Origin of the sequence: Marivita sp. (genome assembly GCF_051859345.1) — a bacterium.
GTDB lineage: Bacteria > Pseudomonadota > Alphaproteobacteria > Rhodobacterales > Rhodobacteraceae > Marivita.
Genome location: NZ_JBHYFV010000017.1, coordinates 1 through 14,891 on the forward strand (window position 1 = coordinate 1; position 14,891 = coordinate 14,891).

Below are 14,891 nucleotides of genomic sequence, written 5' to 3' on the forward strand. Positions count from 1 at the left end.
GGCCAAGGTGATGTGGACGCAGGTCGAGACCGGATCGGCGGTGACGTGGAAATACCCGTCCTGCATCCTGCGCGGCGATGACAGCCAGGGCGAGTTCTATTCCATCGCCATCGCCAACAACTACCAGCAGGCCGATACCGGCACCAAGATGGTGCATCTGGGCAAGAATACCAAGTCGCGCATCGTGTCCAAGGGCATCAGCGCGGGGCATGCGCAGAACACCTATCGCGGGCTGGTGTCGATGCATCCGAAGGCGAAGAATTCGCGCAACTATACCCAGTGCGACAGCCTTCTGATCGGCGGATTGTGCGGGGCGCACACGGTGCCCTATATCGAGGTCAAGAACAACTCGAGCCGCGTCGAACACGAGGCGACGACCTCCAAGGTGGATGACGATCAGCTGTTCTATTGCCGCCAGCGTGGCATGGACGAGGAAGAGGCCGTGGCGCTTGTCGTCAATGGATTCTGCCGCGACGTGCTTCAGGCGCTGCCGATGGAGTTCGCCATGGAGGCGCAGCAGTTGGTTGCAATCTCGCTTGAGGGCAGCGTCGGCTGATGTGACTGGGCGCCGTCAGAGCTTTTGTCGCGGCGCTGGACTTTGTCGCGATCCTGTCGGCTTGGCTCCTGCTTTACCTGATGAAGAAGAAACACAGATGATTATCACGACAACCAACTCGATCGAAGGCCACAAGATCCTTGAATACAAGGGGATTGTCGTGGGCGAAGCCATCATGGGGGCCAATGTGTTCCGCGATGTGTTTGCGTCGATCACCGATATCGTCGGGGGCCGGTCGGGCGCCTATGAGGCCAAGTTGCAGGACGCGCGCGATGTGGCGATGCGCGAACTGGAACAACGCGCGGTGGCCCTCGGGGGCAACGCGGTGGTCGGCGTTGATCTGGATTACGAGGTTGTGGGCAATTCGATGCTGATGGTGTCGGCCAGCGGCACAGCGGTGCTGACGGATCGCGGCTGACAGCCGGACTGACGAAACAGATTTGGCCCGCAGGGGCGGGCAATGCGAATGGAAAAGGGCAAGGAAATGTTGGAAATCAAGAACCTGCACGTCTCTCTTCAGGAAGAAGACAAGCAAATCCTCAAGGGTGTGGACCTGACCGTCGAGGCGGGCAAGGTGCATGCGATCATGGGGCCGAACGGATCCGGGAAATCGACGTTGTCCTATGTTCTGTCGGGCAAGGACGGTTACGACGTTACCGAAGGGTCGGCCACGCTGGAGGGGGTCGACATACTGGACATGGAGCCGGAAGATCGTGCTGCGGCGGGTATTTTCCTGGCGTTCCAGTATCCGGTGGAAATTCCCGGTGTCGGGAACATGACCTTCCTGCGCACCGCCGTAAACGCACAGCGCAAGGCGCGTGGACAGGATGAGATGTCGGCGACGGAATTTCTCAAGGTGATCCGGGCACGGGCCAAGGAATTGCAGATCGACGCGGAGATGCTCAAACGTCCGGTCAATGTCGGTTTCTCGGGTGGTGAGAAAAAGCGTAACGAAATCCTGCAGATGGCGATGCTCGAGCCGAAGATGTGCATTCTTGACGAGACCGATTCAGGTCTGGACGTGGATGCGATGAAGCTGGTGGCCGAGGGCGTGAACGCGCTGCGCGACGAAGGCCGGGGGTTCCTGGTGATCACGCACTACCAGCGCTTGTTGGATCACATCAAACCGGACGTGGTACACATCATGTCGGATGGTCGCATCATCAAGACCGGCGGGCCGGAACTGGCGCTTGAGGTCGAGCACAACGGCTACGCGGATATCATGGCGGAGGTGGCGTAATGGCCCTGCCGCAGATCAAACAGGATGCAACAGACGCGCGATTGGCGGCTTTGGACATGCCCAAGGGTGGCTGGTCGGAGACGGCCCGGCAGGACGCGTTGAACCGGTTGCGCGCGATGGGCATGCCCGGTGCGCGGGACGAATATTGGAAATATACCCGGCCTGATACGCTGGTGCAGCCCGAAGCGCCGAAAGCGGCCACGTTCGAGAGCGACGAGATGCCGGTCTTCGAAGACGTGGATCGACTGAAGATCGTGTTTGTAGACGGCGTCTTTGATGCCGATGCCTCGGATGATCTGGCGATGGAACATGTCACCATTGACCGTCTTGCCACCGGGCAGGACATTCATTGGGCCAAGGATCTCTATGGTGTTCTGGAAGCGCGGGGGCAGACGCCTGTGCACCGGCCTTTGGCGGCGTTGAACACTGCCTTTTCCACGGATGGCCTGCTGATCCATGTGACGGGTAAGGTGCCGAAGCCAATCAGCCTGATTTATCGTCATGAATCAGAGGTTTCCGATGCGATCCTGCACCATGTTGTGAAGATCGACAGCGGGGCCGAACTGACCCTGCTGGAGAACGGTCCGGCAGCGGCGCGGTTCAACAAGTGTCTGGAGGTCGAGATCGCGGATGGTGGGATCTTCCACCACGTTCGCGCGCAGGGGCGCGACCATGAACGCCGCGCGGCGACCGCGATCTTCACCCGGTTGGGTGAGGAATCGGTGTTCAAGTCGTTCACGCTGACCGCCAATGGCGTGCTGACGCGCAACGAATGTGTGATCGAACTGACCGGCGACAATGCGGTTGCGCATGTGGCCGGTGCCTGTGTCGGGGATGGTGATTTCCATCATGACGACACGGTGTTCATCACCCATGACGCGCTGAATTGCGAAAGCCGTCAGGTGTTCAAGAAAGTGCTGCGCAACGGCGCGACCGGCGTGTTCCAAGGCAAGATCCTTGTCAAGGCAGGCGCGCAGAAGACCGATGGCTATCAGATCAGCCAGTCGCTTCTGCTGGACGAGGACAGCCAGTTCCTTGCCAAGCCCGAGCTTGAGATCTACGCCGATGACGTGGCCTGTTCGCATGGCTCCACCTCTGGTGCGATCGACGAAGAGGGGCTGTTTTACCTGCGCTCGCGCGGGATCGACGAGGGGCCGGCGACGGATCTTCTGACCATCGCGTTTCTGGCCGAAGCGGTGATGGAGATCGAGGACGAAGCGTTGCAGGACGAGATCAACAGCCGCGTTGAGGCCTGGCTGACGCGTCGGCGCGGCTAGGGAACCCGTGCCGTTTTCGCAGGATATCGCGGCCACCTATCGAAGGCCGGGCAAGGTTGTGCGCCGATTGGCCGCCGCCGGGCCGCGCGAAGACCGTGCACTGGCCATCCTGATGGGCGCGTGCATCATGCTGTTTGTGGCGCGCTGGCCTGCGTTGGCGCGGCAAGCCCATCTTGAGGGTGTCGAGCTGAACATGCTGCTGAGCGGGACGCTCATGGCGACGATTTTTCTGGCGCCGTTGATGTTTTATGTGCTCGCCCTTGTTGCGCATCTTGTGGCGCGGGTGGTTGGCGGCATCGGCCCATCCTACAATGCGCGGCTGGCGCTGTTCTGGAGCCTTCTGGCGGCGTCTCCACTGGTCTTGCTGAACGGGTTGGTGGCAGGTTATATCGGGGCAGGCATTCAGTTGACGGTTGTTGGACTGATCTGGTTCTGCGTCTTCATGTGGTTCTGGATCGCAAGCATGTTGGCTTTGTATCGCAGGGCAGACGCGTGACGATCGCGGGTTTTCTCAGGCTCGCCCTTAACACGGTGACCGCCCCGCGCGACGTGGCGCGGCTGTTGTTGGCGATGAATTTGCCGTCACAGGTGTTGTGGCTGAGTTTTGCGCTGGTCATCGTGCTCAACACGCTGACGTTTTCGCTTTCGATGATGCTGCTGCCCGGAGACGACGTGATGGGGCCGGTCCTTGGCAGCCCAACGGTGTTTGGCGCGATGCTGGCCGTGTCGGTGGGGGCCTTGATCGTGGCGGTGACGCTTTGTGGTCGCCCGCTTGGAGGGCGCGCGACCTACGGGCAGATCGCCGTCCTCGTGATCTGGTTGCAGGCGTTGCGCGTGTTGATGCAGGCGGTGGTGGCCGTGATCGGACCGATCAGCCTGTTCCTGTCGGGGATGGTGATCAGTGCTGCGACAGTTCTGGGCATCTGGATCTTCGTGAACTTTATTGATGTGGCCCACGAGATGGGAAGCCTGCTGCGCGCAGGTTTGGTCTTGCTGTTGGCCTTTGTGGGCATGATGCTGGGGCTGAGTGTGATCTTCAGTCTTCTTGGCGTTCAGACCGGAGGAATTCCTGGATATGTATGACGTCACCGAAATCCGCCGCGATTTTCCGATCCTGTCGCGCGAGGTGAATGGCAAGCCGCTGGTCTATCTGGACAACGGGGCCAGTGCGCAGAAGCCGCAGGTTGTGATCGACGCGATCACGAGGGCGTATGCCGAGGAATACGCCAACGTGCATCGCGGGCTGCACTACCTGTCGAACCTCGCCACCGAAAAGTACGAGAGCACGCGCGGCGTGATCGCGAAATTCCTTGGTGTGAAAGACGAAGACGAAATCGTGATGAACACCGGCACCACCATGGGGATCAACACCGTGGCCTATGGCTGGGCGATGCCGAACCTCAAGGCCGGGGACGAGATCATCCTGTCGGTGATGGAGCATCATGCCAACATCGTGCCCTGGCATTTCCTGCGTGAACGGCAGGGGGTGGTGATCAAGTGGGTGGATGTGGACAGCACCGGCTATCTGGACCCGCAGGCGGTGATTGACGCAATGGGGCCGAAGACCAGGCTGGTCGCGGTTACGCATCTTTCCAACGTGTTGGGGACCGTTGTTGATGTGAAGACCATTTGCGATGCGGCGCGCGAACGGGGCATTGCCACGCTCATCGACGGGTCGCAGGCGGCGGTGCACATGCCGGTGAATGTCGAGGCGATCGGCTGCGATTTCTACGTCATCACCGGGCACAAGCTTTATGGACCCTCCGGGTCGGGTGCGATCCACATGAAGAAGGCGCGGATGGCAGAGATGCAGCCCTTCCTTGGCGGCGGCGACATGATCCGCGAGGTCCACAAGGACGAGATCACCTGGAACGACGCGCCGATGACCTTCGAGGCGGGCACTCCGGGTATCGTGCAGCAGATCGGCCTTGGTGTGGCGCTCGACTACATGATGGGTTTGGGGATGGAGAACATCGCCGCCCACGAGGCGCGGTTGCGCGACTATGTGCGGACGCGTCTGGATGGCCTGAATTGGGTGCAAGTGCAGGGAACAACGCCCGACAAGGCGGCAATCTTCAGTTTCACGCTGGATGGCGCGGCCCATGCGCATGACATCTCTACCATCCTTGATAAGAAGGGCGTCGCGGTTCGGGCGGGCCAGCATTGCACCGGGCCGCTGATGGACCATCTGGGGCTGACTGCAACGTGCCGTGCGTCTTTTGGCTTGTACAATACCGAAGAAGAAGTGGACACTTTGATCGACGCGCTTGAACTGGCGCATGATCTTTTTGCCTGAATTGGGGGACTGAATGGCTAACCTATCGCTGCGCCGTGCGCGCACCATCATCCGAAAGACGCTTGAAGCGGGGCGCGCGGCAGAGATGAAACCACTGTCCGTGATCGTTCTTGACGCGGGCGGCAATGTGCAGGCGTTCGAACGCGAGGACGGGGCCAGCCCCGGTCGTTTCCAGATTGCCCATGCCAAGGCCTATGGATCGGTGATGCTGGGCATGGCGGGGACGGCACAGAAAAAACGCGCCGAAGAACAGGGCTATTTCATCACTGCCGCCGGCGCGGCGCTTGGCGGGCAGATGGTGCCGGTGCCCGGTGGCGTGCTTGTGCGGGATGCCAAGGGCAACGTGCTGGGCGCGATAGGTGTGACCGGCGATACGTCGGACAACGATGCGGCGGCGGCCAAGGCCGGGATCGAAGCGGTTGGATTGACAGCCGAGATATAGGGAACACGGATTATGGCGCGGCCTGTCATCGGAATTATCGGAAATCATCACCTGATCAATGATCAGTACCCCGCGCATTCTGGCGGGTCGATGAACTCCGAAGCCGTGGCCAAGGTGGCGGACTGCATTCCGTTGGTGGTGCCCGCCGATCCGCGTTTTGTCTCGGTCGGGGAATTGCTGGAAGTGTGTGACGGGTTCCTGCTGACCGGCGGTCGCCCCAACGTACATCCAGAGGAATATGGCGAGTCCGAGACCGAGGCCCATGGCGCCTTCGACCGGGCGCGTGATGCGATCGCCCTGCCGTTGGTGCGCGCCTGTGTCGAGCGCGGCCAGCCGTTTCTGGGCATTTGCCGAGGCTTTCAGGAGGTGAACGTGGCGATGGGGGGCACGCTGTATCCCGAGATTCGCGACCTGCCGGGGAGAATGAACCACCGGATGCCGCCCGACGGCACGCTGGAGGAAAAGTTTGCCCTGCGTCATGTGGTGAGTTTGCAGGAAGGCGGCGTGTTTCATCGCCTGTTCGGGTCAAACGAGGTGATGACCAACACGTTGCACGGGCAGGGGATCAAGACCCCGGGCGCGCGCATCGTGATCGAGGGTCACGCGCCCGACGGTACACCCGAGGCGGCCTATGTCCGCGATGCGCCGGGGTTCACCCTGTCGGTGCAATGGCATCCGGAATGGGACGCGGCCAATGATCCGGTGTCCCGCCCGCTGTTTCAGGCGTTTGGCGATGCGGTGCGGGCCTGGGCGCAAGGCCAGCCCACGGGCGCGCCAAAACGCGTCAAAGCGTTTTAGGAAATCCTTCGAAGGATTTCCCCGCGCTTATGTCACCGCCTTGCGCTGTTTGAAGTCCGGCGTGTCCCAGAGTCGGTCGCGCATGATCCGTGCGAGGATCTCCACCGAAGCGTCGATGTCCTGTTCATTCAGGTATAGCGGAGTGAATCCGAAACGCATGATGTCTGGCGCGCGGAAATCCCCGATCACCTTATGCGCGATCAGTGCCTGAATGGCGGCGTAGCCTTCGTCGAATTTGAAACTGACCTGCGATCCGCGCTGTGTCGCGTCGCGGGGGCTGGCCAGTGTCAGATCGGGGCAGGTGGCCTCGACCCCGGCGATGAACCGTTCGGAAAGTTCGATGGACCGGGTGCGCAGGTCTTGCAGATCGACCTCGTCCCACACATCCAGCGCCGCCTCGAGCGCGGCCATCTGCACGATGGGTGGCGTGCCGACCCGCATCCGGGAAATGCCTGCGCCCGCCTTGTAGCCCAGATCAAACGCGAACGGGCTGTCATGGCCCAGCCAGCCCGAAAGCGCAGGCAATGCCATGTCGGCATGGCGCGGTGCCACATAGATGAAGGCAGGCGCGCCGGGGCCGCCATTGAGGTACTTGTAGGTACAACCGACGGCAATATCGGCCTGTGCGCCTGCCAGATCGACCGGTAGCGCGCCTGCGGAATGGGCCAGATCCCAGACCGTGACCACGCCGTTGGCATGGGCCTTGGCGGTTAGGGCTGCCATGTCGTGCTTGCGCCCGGTGCGGTAATCGACCTCGGTGATCAGCGTTACGGCTATCTCGTCGGTGATGGCGGCTTCGACCTCTTCAGGGGCGACGAGGCGCAGTTCATAGTCCGGCCCCAACAGAGAGATCAGCCCTTCGGCCATGTAAAGGTCAGACGGGAAGTTGCCGGTGTCCGACAGGATCACCCGCCGGTCCGGGTTCAGCTTGATCGCGGCGGCCAGCGCCTGAAACACCTTGACCGACAATGTGTCACCGACAACCACATGGCCACGTTCGGCTCCGATCAGCCGCCCGATCCGGTCGCCCAACCGCGCGGGCATGTCCATCCAGCCGCAGGCGTTCCAGCCTGTGATCAGGTGATCGCCCCATTCGGCGGTCATGGTCTGTGCGACGCGCCCAGCCGCCGCCTTGGGAAGCGGGCCAAGCGAATTCCCGTCGAGATAGATCATCCCCTCGGGCAGGTGAAACGCGGCGCGGGTGGCGGTGAAATCGGTCATGTCGTCCCTTTCCGGGGTCTTAGAGTTTGGTCCGCAGGTGCCAGAGATCGGGGAAAAGCTCAACCTCGAGCATGCGTTTGAGATAGGACACGCCGCCGGTGCCCCCGGTGCCGCGTTTCAGACCGATCACCCGTTCGACCGTGGTGACATGGTTGAAGCGCCAGCGCCGGAAGTAATCTTCGAGATCGACCAGCTTTTCCGCCAGTTCGTAGAGATCCCAGTACGTCGCCGGGTCGCGGTAGACCTTGGCCCATGCCGCCTGCACGGTCTCGTCGGGCTGGTGCGGTTTGGTCCGGTCGCGGGTCAGTGCGGCTTCGGGCAGGGGAACGGCCTGCGCGAGCCGCTGCAACGCACAATCGTAAAGCGATGGTTTCTCCATCTCGGCGGTCAGGCGGGCTGTCAGGTCGGCCCGGTGCGCATGGGGTTTGAGCATCGCCGGGTTGCGATTGCCCAACAGGAATTCGATCTCGCGGTACTGGGCCGACTGAAAGCCAGAGCTTTGTCCAAGGGTTTCGCGGAAGGTGGTGTAGTCGCTGGGCGTCATGGTGCGCAGCACGTCCCATCCGGAATTGAGTTGTTCGAAGATGCGTGACACGCGGGATAGCAGCTTGAAGGCGGGGCGGATGTCCTGCGCTTGCAGCGTGTCGCGTGCGGCGTGCAATTCGTGCAGGGCAAGCCGCATCCAGAGTTCCGAGGTCTGGTGCTGGACGATGAACAGCAACTCGTCATGCGCGGTACTCAGCGGGTGCTGGGCATCGAGCACGGCATCAAGGCCAAGGTAATCGGTATAGGACATGCGCCCGTCGAACGACATCTGCGCGCCATCGCGGGCTGGATTGTAGGGATCGCTCAAAACTCACCCCCGGCGATCTGAATGGCCTGACCGTTGACGCTGCCGGATTGCGGCGAACAGAGCCAGAGCGCGGCTTCGGCCACTTCCTCGGGGGTGATCAACCGACCGTGCGGGTTGGCGCCGACCATGACGGCGCGGGCGTCGTCTTCGCTCATGCCGGTGCGGGCCATGATCCGGTCGATGTTCTGCGGCACGATCTCGGTGTCCACATAGGCGGGGCAAATGGCGTTGAACGTGTAGGGCTTGCCCAGATAGTCAGCGGCCAACCCGCGGATCAGCCCGATCACCGCGTGTTTCGACGCGCTGTAACAGGGCGCGCCCTTGAGGCCCCGCAGCCCAGCGATAGAGCTGATGGCAATGACCCGGCCCCAATCGGTCTGGTGCATGGATTTGAGGCTTTCGCGGATCGTCAGGAACGTGCCGTCGATATTAGTCGCCATCATGTTGCGCCAGAATGCCATGTCCGTCTTGTGCAGCGCGCGTCCTTCGGCAAGGCCCGCGTTGGGCACGCAGATCTGGACTGGGCCATGTGCTGTGACTGCGCTTGCGATGCCATCCACAACCGACGTTTCGTCTTGCACATCCATCACTTGCGGGTTCAGGTCATGTGCCTTGGCGGCGGTCTCAAGAACCTCTGCGCGACGCCCCGTGATGGTCACGGTTGCGCCCGCCCCGCGCAGCGCAACTGCGATGGCAAGACCGATCCCGGTGCCGCCCCCGGTGATCAGCGCGTGTTTGCCTGCCAGTGTCATGTCGTCCTCCCGGTCCTTTTGGCGTGACCGTACCCGAGTGGCGGCCAGTGGCAAGATGGCTCACCGGAAAGGGATTGCTTTTCTTATTCGCATTCATGAATGTGTGCCCAACAGGAGGAGACCCCATGCGACTGACCACCCTTATCGCCGCCGTCTTGACCGCCGGTTCCGCCAGCGCAAGCGAAGACATTGCCGACAAATATCCGCAATCCGAACTTTACGACAAGCCGGTCGAGGTGATCCCGCATGTCTTCTCGGCCATCGGGGCGACCGCGCCGCCGACCTACGAAAACGCAGGGCACAACAACAACCTCAGTTTTGTTGTCACCGGGGACGGCGTTGTGGTGATCAATGGCGGCGCATCCGCCCGCCTTGCCGCGGCGTTGCATGAAGAGATCAAGGCGGTGACGGATCAGCCGGTGAAGCTGGTCATCAACGAGAACGGGCAGGGGCATGCGATGCTTGGCAACTCGTACTGGGCAGGGCTTGGCGTCGATATTCTGGCGCATGAGGATGCGATTGCGGTGGTCGAAGCGGATGGCGATTTTATCCTCCAAGGGATGCAACGCTACAATCGGGACAAGGCCGAAGGCACCACCGTTGCGGGCGCCAACCTGAGCTTTTCCGACCGATATGTCGTAGAGATGGGCGATGTGACCCTTGAAGTCCTGCATCTTGGCCCGGCGCATGATCCGGGCGACGCACAGGTCTGGATTCCGCAATGGGGAATCGTGATTGCGGGCGATATCGCGTTTCACGAACGTATGCCGCCGATCTTTGCCGAAACCGACACCGATGCCTGGATCGAGACCTTCGATGGGCCGTTCACTGATCTGGGGGCCACTTATGTCATTCCGGGGCATGGCCACCCGACCAACATGGCGCAGGTGACGCGGTATACCAGCGATTACATCAAGGATCTGCGCGCCAAGATCGGGGCGCATATCGACGAGGGTGGAGACCTTGCCGGTGCCTATTATGTCGATCAGTCGAACTGGGCGCATCTTGACACGTTCGAGGAACTGGCGACCAAGAACGCGGGCCGCGTCTATGAAGAGATGGAATGGGAGTGATCCCACGAACACTGATTATTGACTGGTGAGTCAATAACCTCCAGTGTCGCGCAAATTGCACGGCACTGGGGGTTTTATGCAGCCGAATATCCTGATTCTGATGGTGGACCAGCTGAACGGGACGCTGTTTCCCGATGGCCCCGCCGATTGGCTGCACGCGCCCAACCTCAAGAAACTCGCGGCCCGTTCGACCCGGTTCCGCAACGCCTATACCGCCAGCCCGCTTTGCGCGCCGGGGCGGGCGGCGTTCATGTCGGGCCAGTTGCCCTCGGCCAACGGGGTCTATGACAATGCCGCCGAATTCCCGTCCTCGATCCCCACTTATGCGCATCACCTGCGCCGGGCGGGGTATTACACCGCGCTGTCGGGCAAGATGCATTTTGTCGGCCCTGACCAGATGCACGGGTTCGAGGCGCGGCTGACCACCGACATCTACCCGGCCGATTTCGGCTGGACGCCGGATTACCGCAAACCAGGCGAACGGATCGACTGGTGGTATCACAATATGGGGTCGGTGACGGGGGCGGGGGTGGCGGAGATCACCAACCAGCTCGAATATGACGACGAGGTCGCCTATCAGGCGAAGCTGGCGTTGTATGAACTTGCGCGCGGCAAGGATGACCGCCCGTGGTGCCTCACAGCGAGCTTTACCCATCCGCATGACCCCTATGTGGCGCGGCGTAAGTATTGGGACTTGTACGAGGATTGCGAGCATCTTCTGCCCGAAATCCCGGCGATGGACTATGACGACCACGACCCCCATGCCAAACGGATCTTCGATGCCAATGACTGGCGGAACTTCGACATCACCGAAGACGACATCCGCACATCCCGCCGCGCCTATTTTGCCAACATTTCTTATCTCGACGACAAGATCGGAGAGATCCTGCAAGTGCTCGAAGACACGCGGCAGGAGGCGATCATCCTCTTCGTGTCGGATCACGGCGACATGCTGGGTGAGCGTGGTTTGTGGTTCAAGATGTGCTTTTACGATGGCTCGGCGCGGGTGCCGTTGATGATCGCCGCCCCCGACATGGAACCTGGGTTGGTGAGCGATCCCGTCTCGACCATCGATGTCTGCCCGACGCTCTGCGCCTTGGCGGGGGTGAGCATGGAGGAGGTGATGCCCTGGACAACAGGCGAATCGCTGGTGCCGCTAGGGCAGGGTGGCGCGCGCACCAGCCCGGTGGCGATGGAATACGCGGCCGAGGCATCTTATGCGCCGCTGGTGTCGCTGCGCTATGGCAAGTGGAAGTACAACCGTTGTGCGCTCGATCCGGATCAACTGTTCGACCTTGAGGCCGACCCGCATGAATTGACCAATCTTGCCGATCGCCCGGACCATCAGGGCACGCTGCAATCGCTGCGGGCCAAGTCCGAGGCCCGCTGGGATCTGGCGCGGTTCGACGCGGATGTGCGCGCGTCACAGGCCAAACGCTGGGTGGTCTACGAGGCACTGCGGCAGGGTGGGTATTACCCGTGGGATTATCAGCCGCTGCGCGATGCGTCCGAGCGGTTCATGCGCAACCACATGGATTTGAACGTTCTGGAAGAGAGCAAACGCTATCCGCGCGGAGAATGATTAACCTTTCTTAACGCTTTCCATTGTTTTGCCCATTTTGCAGGGCAATATTCATGGAATGTTAAGGATTTTATTTTTCGTTGCCGCCGTGGCGTCGGGCTCGATGGCCCATGCCGCCCCGAATGGACCCATCCACGTTGTCGATGGTGACACATTCAAGGTGAACGGCACCACCGTGCGCCTGCACGCCATAGACGCGCCCGAGATCGAGCAGATGTGCGGCGACGCCAACAGTCCGGTCTGGGCCTGTGGCGCGTGGGTGCGCGACAAGACCCGCGAAATGTTCGAGGGGCGGCACGCCCGCTGTACCGCGACGGACACCGACAGGTATGGCCGCACCGTCGCCAAATGTACGGTGGACGGTCAGGATGTCGGCGAACGGCTTGTCAGCGGCGGGCTGGCCTTTGCCTACCGTCAATACGGGATGGATTACGATCTGGCGGAAAAAGGCGCCGCCGTGACGTCGCGTGGTCTGCACGGCACCGGCATCATGTCGCCCGCCGCGTTCCGGTCGGCGCAACGGGCCAAGACCCAATCAAACAGCTCGCGCAGCTCCACCGGGGCCAAGACAGTGACTGTCAATCGCTCTACGCCGCAAGAGCGCAGCTGGCTGCCCAACGCGATCAACCCCGCCTGCAAGATCAAGGGCAATATCAGCATGAACAACGGGCAACGAATCTACCATGTGCCTGGTCAGCCCTATTACACCAAGACACGCATCTCGCTGACAAAGGGTGAACGCTGGTTCTGTTCGGAATCCGAGGCGCGGGCGGCGGGGTGGAGAAAGGCACGAAACTGATCGGCACTTGATCCCGGTCAAGGTGCACCATGTACTGCTCTGACATCTTGGGTCCGAACATATCAGGAGAGGAGCGCATACATGTCGCACACACCACATGAACTGGCCGAAGAATTCCCCGAATACGTCGAAAAGATGAGCGCTCTCAAGCAGTCAGACGCGCATTTTGCCAAGCTGTTTGAGACCTATCACGACCTCAACCGCACGGTTCACCGCGCAGAAACCAATGTCGAGCCGATGGGCTCGTTGGCCGAGACCGATCTGCGCAAACGGCGCGGTGCTCTCAAGGATGAAATCTGGAGCTACCTTCAGAAGTGATCAACGCAGCAGGCCGGTGATCGCAGAGGTCACCGGCCGGGACATCGGCCGCGCGTTCGATCCGAATGTCGCGGCCACGCTGCCGTCCGGGGCGATCAGGACCTTGTTGAAGTTCCAGCCCGGCGTAAAGCCCGCCTCGGCCTCAAGCCATTTGTAAAACGGATGCGCCGCGTCGCCGCGGATCGAGGTGATTGTGGTCATCGGAAAAGTCAGACCGAAATTCACCTCGCAGAAATCCTGGACGTCTGCGTTTGACGCCAGTTCCTGCCGGAAATCGTTGGACGGAATGGCCAGCACAACCAGCCCCTGATCGCGATAGGTGTCGTAAAGCGCCTGAAGCCCGTCATATTGCGGCGTATACCCGCATCGGGACGCCGTGTTGACCAACAGAACCGGCTGCCCGCGCCAGTCCGCCAAGTCGATCTCGCCGCCGTCCATGGACGCAAAGGAAAAGTCCGCCGGGGCCGCGTGGGCCAATGTGGCCATCCAGACAAACAGGGATGCAAGCAACAGACGCATATCAAGGCTCCTCACATGGCAAGTTAGCTGGAGGTGGTCCAAAGGAAAGGATCAGAGTTTGCGAAACACCATGACAAGCCCGCGATCCCTGGCGTGATCATGATCGGCATTTTCGTAGATCGCGAAGTCGTGGAAATCGACCGGGCTGATCATCTTGTGCGCGACGAGCAGGGCAAGGCGTGACCCAAATCCGGTGCCATCGAAAACCGGCGGAATCACACCGCACACAAACAGCGCGCCGGGTTTGGCGACACGCAACAGTTCGGGAAACACGTCCGGGCCGACATGACCATGGGTGAACGTCCCGCTCGAGACGAAGCCGCCATAGGTCGCATCCGCCATCGGCAGGGTTTGCGTCAGGTCTGCACAAATCCGGGCGCGGTACAGCCCTTTGGCAGCCGCCTGATCCAGCATGCCCTGCGAGATGTCGATACCATCGACGACGCGGTCGGGCAGGTGTTCCGCCAGAAGCCCGGTTCCCGCGCCAATGTCGAGCACGGGTGTGGAGTCATCGCCGTATGACAGGAAGATCCGGGCAACTTCGCGTGGTGCGACATAGCCATGCGCCGCGCCAAAGCCACTGTCATATGTCGTGGCCCAAGTGTCATAAAGCGCCCTGGCGTCGGCCGCGCCGTCGATCTTGTAGGCATTTTCTAGGGTATGGTCAGACATCCGCGTCTCCCGGTGTGGCTTTGCATCAGGATGCCTGCGTGACGGTTCCGCGACAAGTGCCTTGCACGGCTTTGCGTGCAGGCCCATATTTCCAGGGATCGAACAGCAAGAGGTTTGGGACATGGCAGGCGGATGGGCCCGCGACGGCGCGGTGCAGGAACAGATCGACGCGTCGATCAACGATGAACTGGCCCGACTCAAGGCGCGGCGGTCTCCGGTTGGGGAAAGCCTGAGCCATTGTGCCGATTGCGAAGACCCCATCCCGGAAAAACGCCGTCAGGCCATACCGGGTGTCAAACTGTGTATCGAGTGCCAGCAAGAGCGCGACGGCAGTTACAAGGCGCGTGGCGGGATCAACCGACGTGGATCGAAGGATTCCCAGTTGAAGTAAAGTGTGCGGGCTAGCGCCCGCGCAGGTTTTCTCGCCTGCGGCTCGGATTGGCGCTTGTTGAGACCGCGGCGATTTAATCTGTCGTTAAGGTTAATCCGCCGC

Annotated in this window: 19 protein-coding genes; 14 read left to right on the plus strand and 5 right to left on the minus strand. The window is 61.2% G+C overall.

Annotated features, from left to right (window positions below; translation table 11 throughout):
• From ACTIEN_RS12305 to ACTIEN_RS12345, 9 genes are all read left to right on the plus strand, one after another.
• Window positions 1-556, plus strand: a 556-nt coding sequence (locus ACTIEN_RS12305; RefSeq protein WP_439523437.1) for a SufD family Fe-S cluster assembly protein, incomplete at its 5' end; no start/stop codon positions are given.
• A 97-nt stretch (window positions 557-653) separates the two neighbouring features.
• On the plus strand, window positions 654-974 hold the full coding sequence (locus tag ACTIEN_RS12310; RefSeq protein ID WP_439523438.1) for a heavy metal-binding domain-containing protein: 321 nt from the start codon (window positions 654-656) through the stop codon (window positions 972-974).
• A 66-nt stretch (window positions 975-1,040) separates the two neighbouring features.
• Window positions 1,041-1,796, plus strand: coding sequence for a Fe-S cluster assembly ATPase SufC (sufC, locus tag ACTIEN_RS12315; protein ID WP_439523514.1), 756 nt, complete (start codon window positions 1,041-1,043; stop codon window positions 1,794-1,796).
• The gene (locus ACTIEN_RS12320) at window positions 1,796-3,073 is read left to right on the plus strand and encodes a SufB/SufD family protein (RefSeq protein WP_439523439.1); all 1,278 of its coding nucleotides are present in this window, start codon (window positions 1,796-1,798) and stop codon (window positions 3,071-3,073) included. The genes sufC and ACTIEN_RS12320 overlap by 1 nt, the downstream gene beginning before the upstream one ends.
• Before the next feature lie 7 nt (window positions 3,074-3,080).
• On the plus strand, window positions 3,081-3,569 hold the full coding sequence (locus ACTIEN_RS12325; RefSeq protein ID WP_439523440.1) for a YIP1 family protein: 489 nt from the start codon (window positions 3,081-3,083) through the stop codon (window positions 3,567-3,569).
• A complete protein-coding gene (locus tag ACTIEN_RS12330) occupies window positions 3,566-4,156 on the plus strand; it encodes a YIP1 family protein (protein ID WP_439523441.1) in 591 nt (196 codons plus the stop codon). The genes ACTIEN_RS12325 and ACTIEN_RS12330 overlap by 4 nt, the downstream gene beginning before the upstream one ends.
• Window positions 4,149-5,369 carry a cysteine desulfurase gene (locus ACTIEN_RS12335; RefSeq protein WP_439523442.1) on the plus strand — a complete coding sequence of 407 codons (1,221 nt, stop codon included), beginning with the start codon at window positions 4,149-4,151 and terminating at the stop codon, window positions 5,367-5,369. Before ACTIEN_RS12330 ends, ACTIEN_RS12335 begins: the two co-directional genes overlap by 8 nt.
• 13 nt (window positions 5,370-5,382) lie before the next feature.
• On the plus strand, window positions 5,383-5,811 hold the full coding sequence (locus ACTIEN_RS12340; RefSeq protein WP_439523443.1) for a GlcG/HbpS family heme-binding protein: 429 nt from the start codon (window positions 5,383-5,385) through the stop codon (window positions 5,809-5,811).
• A gap of 12 nt (window positions 5,812-5,823) precedes the next feature.
• Window positions 5,824-6,609, plus strand: a complete 786-nt coding sequence (locus ACTIEN_RS12345; RefSeq protein WP_439523444.1) for a gamma-glutamyl-gamma-aminobutyrate hydrolase family protein — start codon at window positions 5,824-5,826, stop codon at window positions 6,607-6,609.
• A 27-nt stretch (window positions 6,610-6,636) separates the two neighbouring features.
• Here the strand turns inward: ACTIEN_RS12345 and kynU are convergent, their stop codons facing one another.
• The 3 genes from kynU to ACTIEN_RS12360 are packed head-to-tail and all read right to left on the minus strand — an operon-like array spanning window position 6,637 to window position 9,435.
• On the minus strand, window positions 6,637-7,830 hold the full coding sequence (gene kynU / locus ACTIEN_RS12350) for a kynureninase (protein WP_439523445.1): 1,194 nt from the start codon (window positions 7,828-7,830) through the stop codon (window positions 6,637-6,639).
• A gap of 19 nt (window positions 7,831-7,849) precedes the next feature.
• Window positions 7,850-8,683 (minus strand): tryptophan 2,3-dioxygenase, encoded by an 834-nt coding sequence (gene kynA, locus ACTIEN_RS12355; protein WP_439523446.1) that lies wholly within the window; start codon window positions 8,681-8,683, stop codon window positions 7,850-7,852.
• On the minus strand, window positions 8,680-9,435 hold the full coding sequence (locus tag ACTIEN_RS12360) for an SDR family NAD(P)-dependent oxidoreductase (protein ID WP_439523447.1): 756 nt from the start codon (window positions 9,433-9,435) through the stop codon (window positions 8,680-8,682). The genes kynA and ACTIEN_RS12360 overlap by 4 nt, the downstream gene beginning before the upstream one ends.
• A gap of 125 nt (window positions 9,436-9,560) precedes the next feature.
• On the opposite strand from ACTIEN_RS12360, the gene ACTIEN_RS12365 reads away from it, so the two are divergent.
• From ACTIEN_RS12365 to ACTIEN_RS12380, 4 genes are all read left to right on the plus strand, one after another.
• Complete coding sequence (locus tag ACTIEN_RS12365; protein WP_439523448.1) at window positions 9,561-10,508, plus strand: MBL fold metallo-hydrolase; 948 nt, start codon at window positions 9,561-9,563, stop codon at window positions 10,506-10,508.
• 76 nt (window positions 10,509-10,584) lie between these two features.
• Window positions 10,585-12,090, plus strand: coding sequence for a choline-sulfatase (gene betC, locus ACTIEN_RS12370; protein WP_439523449.1), 1,506 nt, complete (start codon window positions 10,585-10,587; stop codon window positions 12,088-12,090).
• Between the two features lie 58 nt (window positions 12,091-12,148).
• Window positions 12,149-12,889 (plus strand): thermonuclease family protein, encoded by a 741-nt coding sequence (locus ACTIEN_RS12375; RefSeq protein ID WP_439523450.1) that lies wholly within the window; start codon window positions 12,149-12,151, stop codon window positions 12,887-12,889.
• Between the two features lie 81 nt (window positions 12,890-12,970).
• Window positions 12,971-13,207 (plus strand): YdcH family protein, encoded by a 237-nt coding sequence (locus ACTIEN_RS12380; RefSeq protein ID WP_439523451.1) that lies wholly within the window; start codon window positions 12,971-12,973, stop codon window positions 13,205-13,207.
• Here the strand turns inward: ACTIEN_RS12380 and ACTIEN_RS12385 are convergent, their stop codons facing one another.
• Together ACTIEN_RS12385 and ACTIEN_RS12390 are read right to left on the minus strand one after the other, a co-directional pair.
• A complete protein-coding gene (locus ACTIEN_RS12385) occupies window positions 13,208-13,726 on the minus strand; it encodes a glutathione peroxidase (RefSeq protein ID WP_439523452.1) in 519 nt (172 codons plus the stop codon).
• A gap of 51 nt (window positions 13,727-13,777) precedes the next feature.
• On the minus strand, window positions 13,778-14,398 hold the full coding sequence (locus tag ACTIEN_RS12390; protein WP_439523453.1) for a class I SAM-dependent DNA methyltransferase: 621 nt from the start codon (window positions 14,396-14,398) through the stop codon (window positions 13,778-13,780).
• A 121-nt stretch (window positions 14,399-14,519) separates the two neighbouring features.
• Here ACTIEN_RS12390 and ACTIEN_RS12395 point away from each other — a divergent pair, with 121 nt between their 5' ends.
• Complete coding sequence (locus ACTIEN_RS12395) at window positions 14,520-14,789, plus strand: DksA/TraR family C4-type zinc finger protein (protein WP_439523454.1); 270 nt, start codon at window positions 14,520-14,522, stop codon at window positions 14,787-14,789.
• Window positions 14,790-14,891 lie beyond the last annotated feature (102 nt).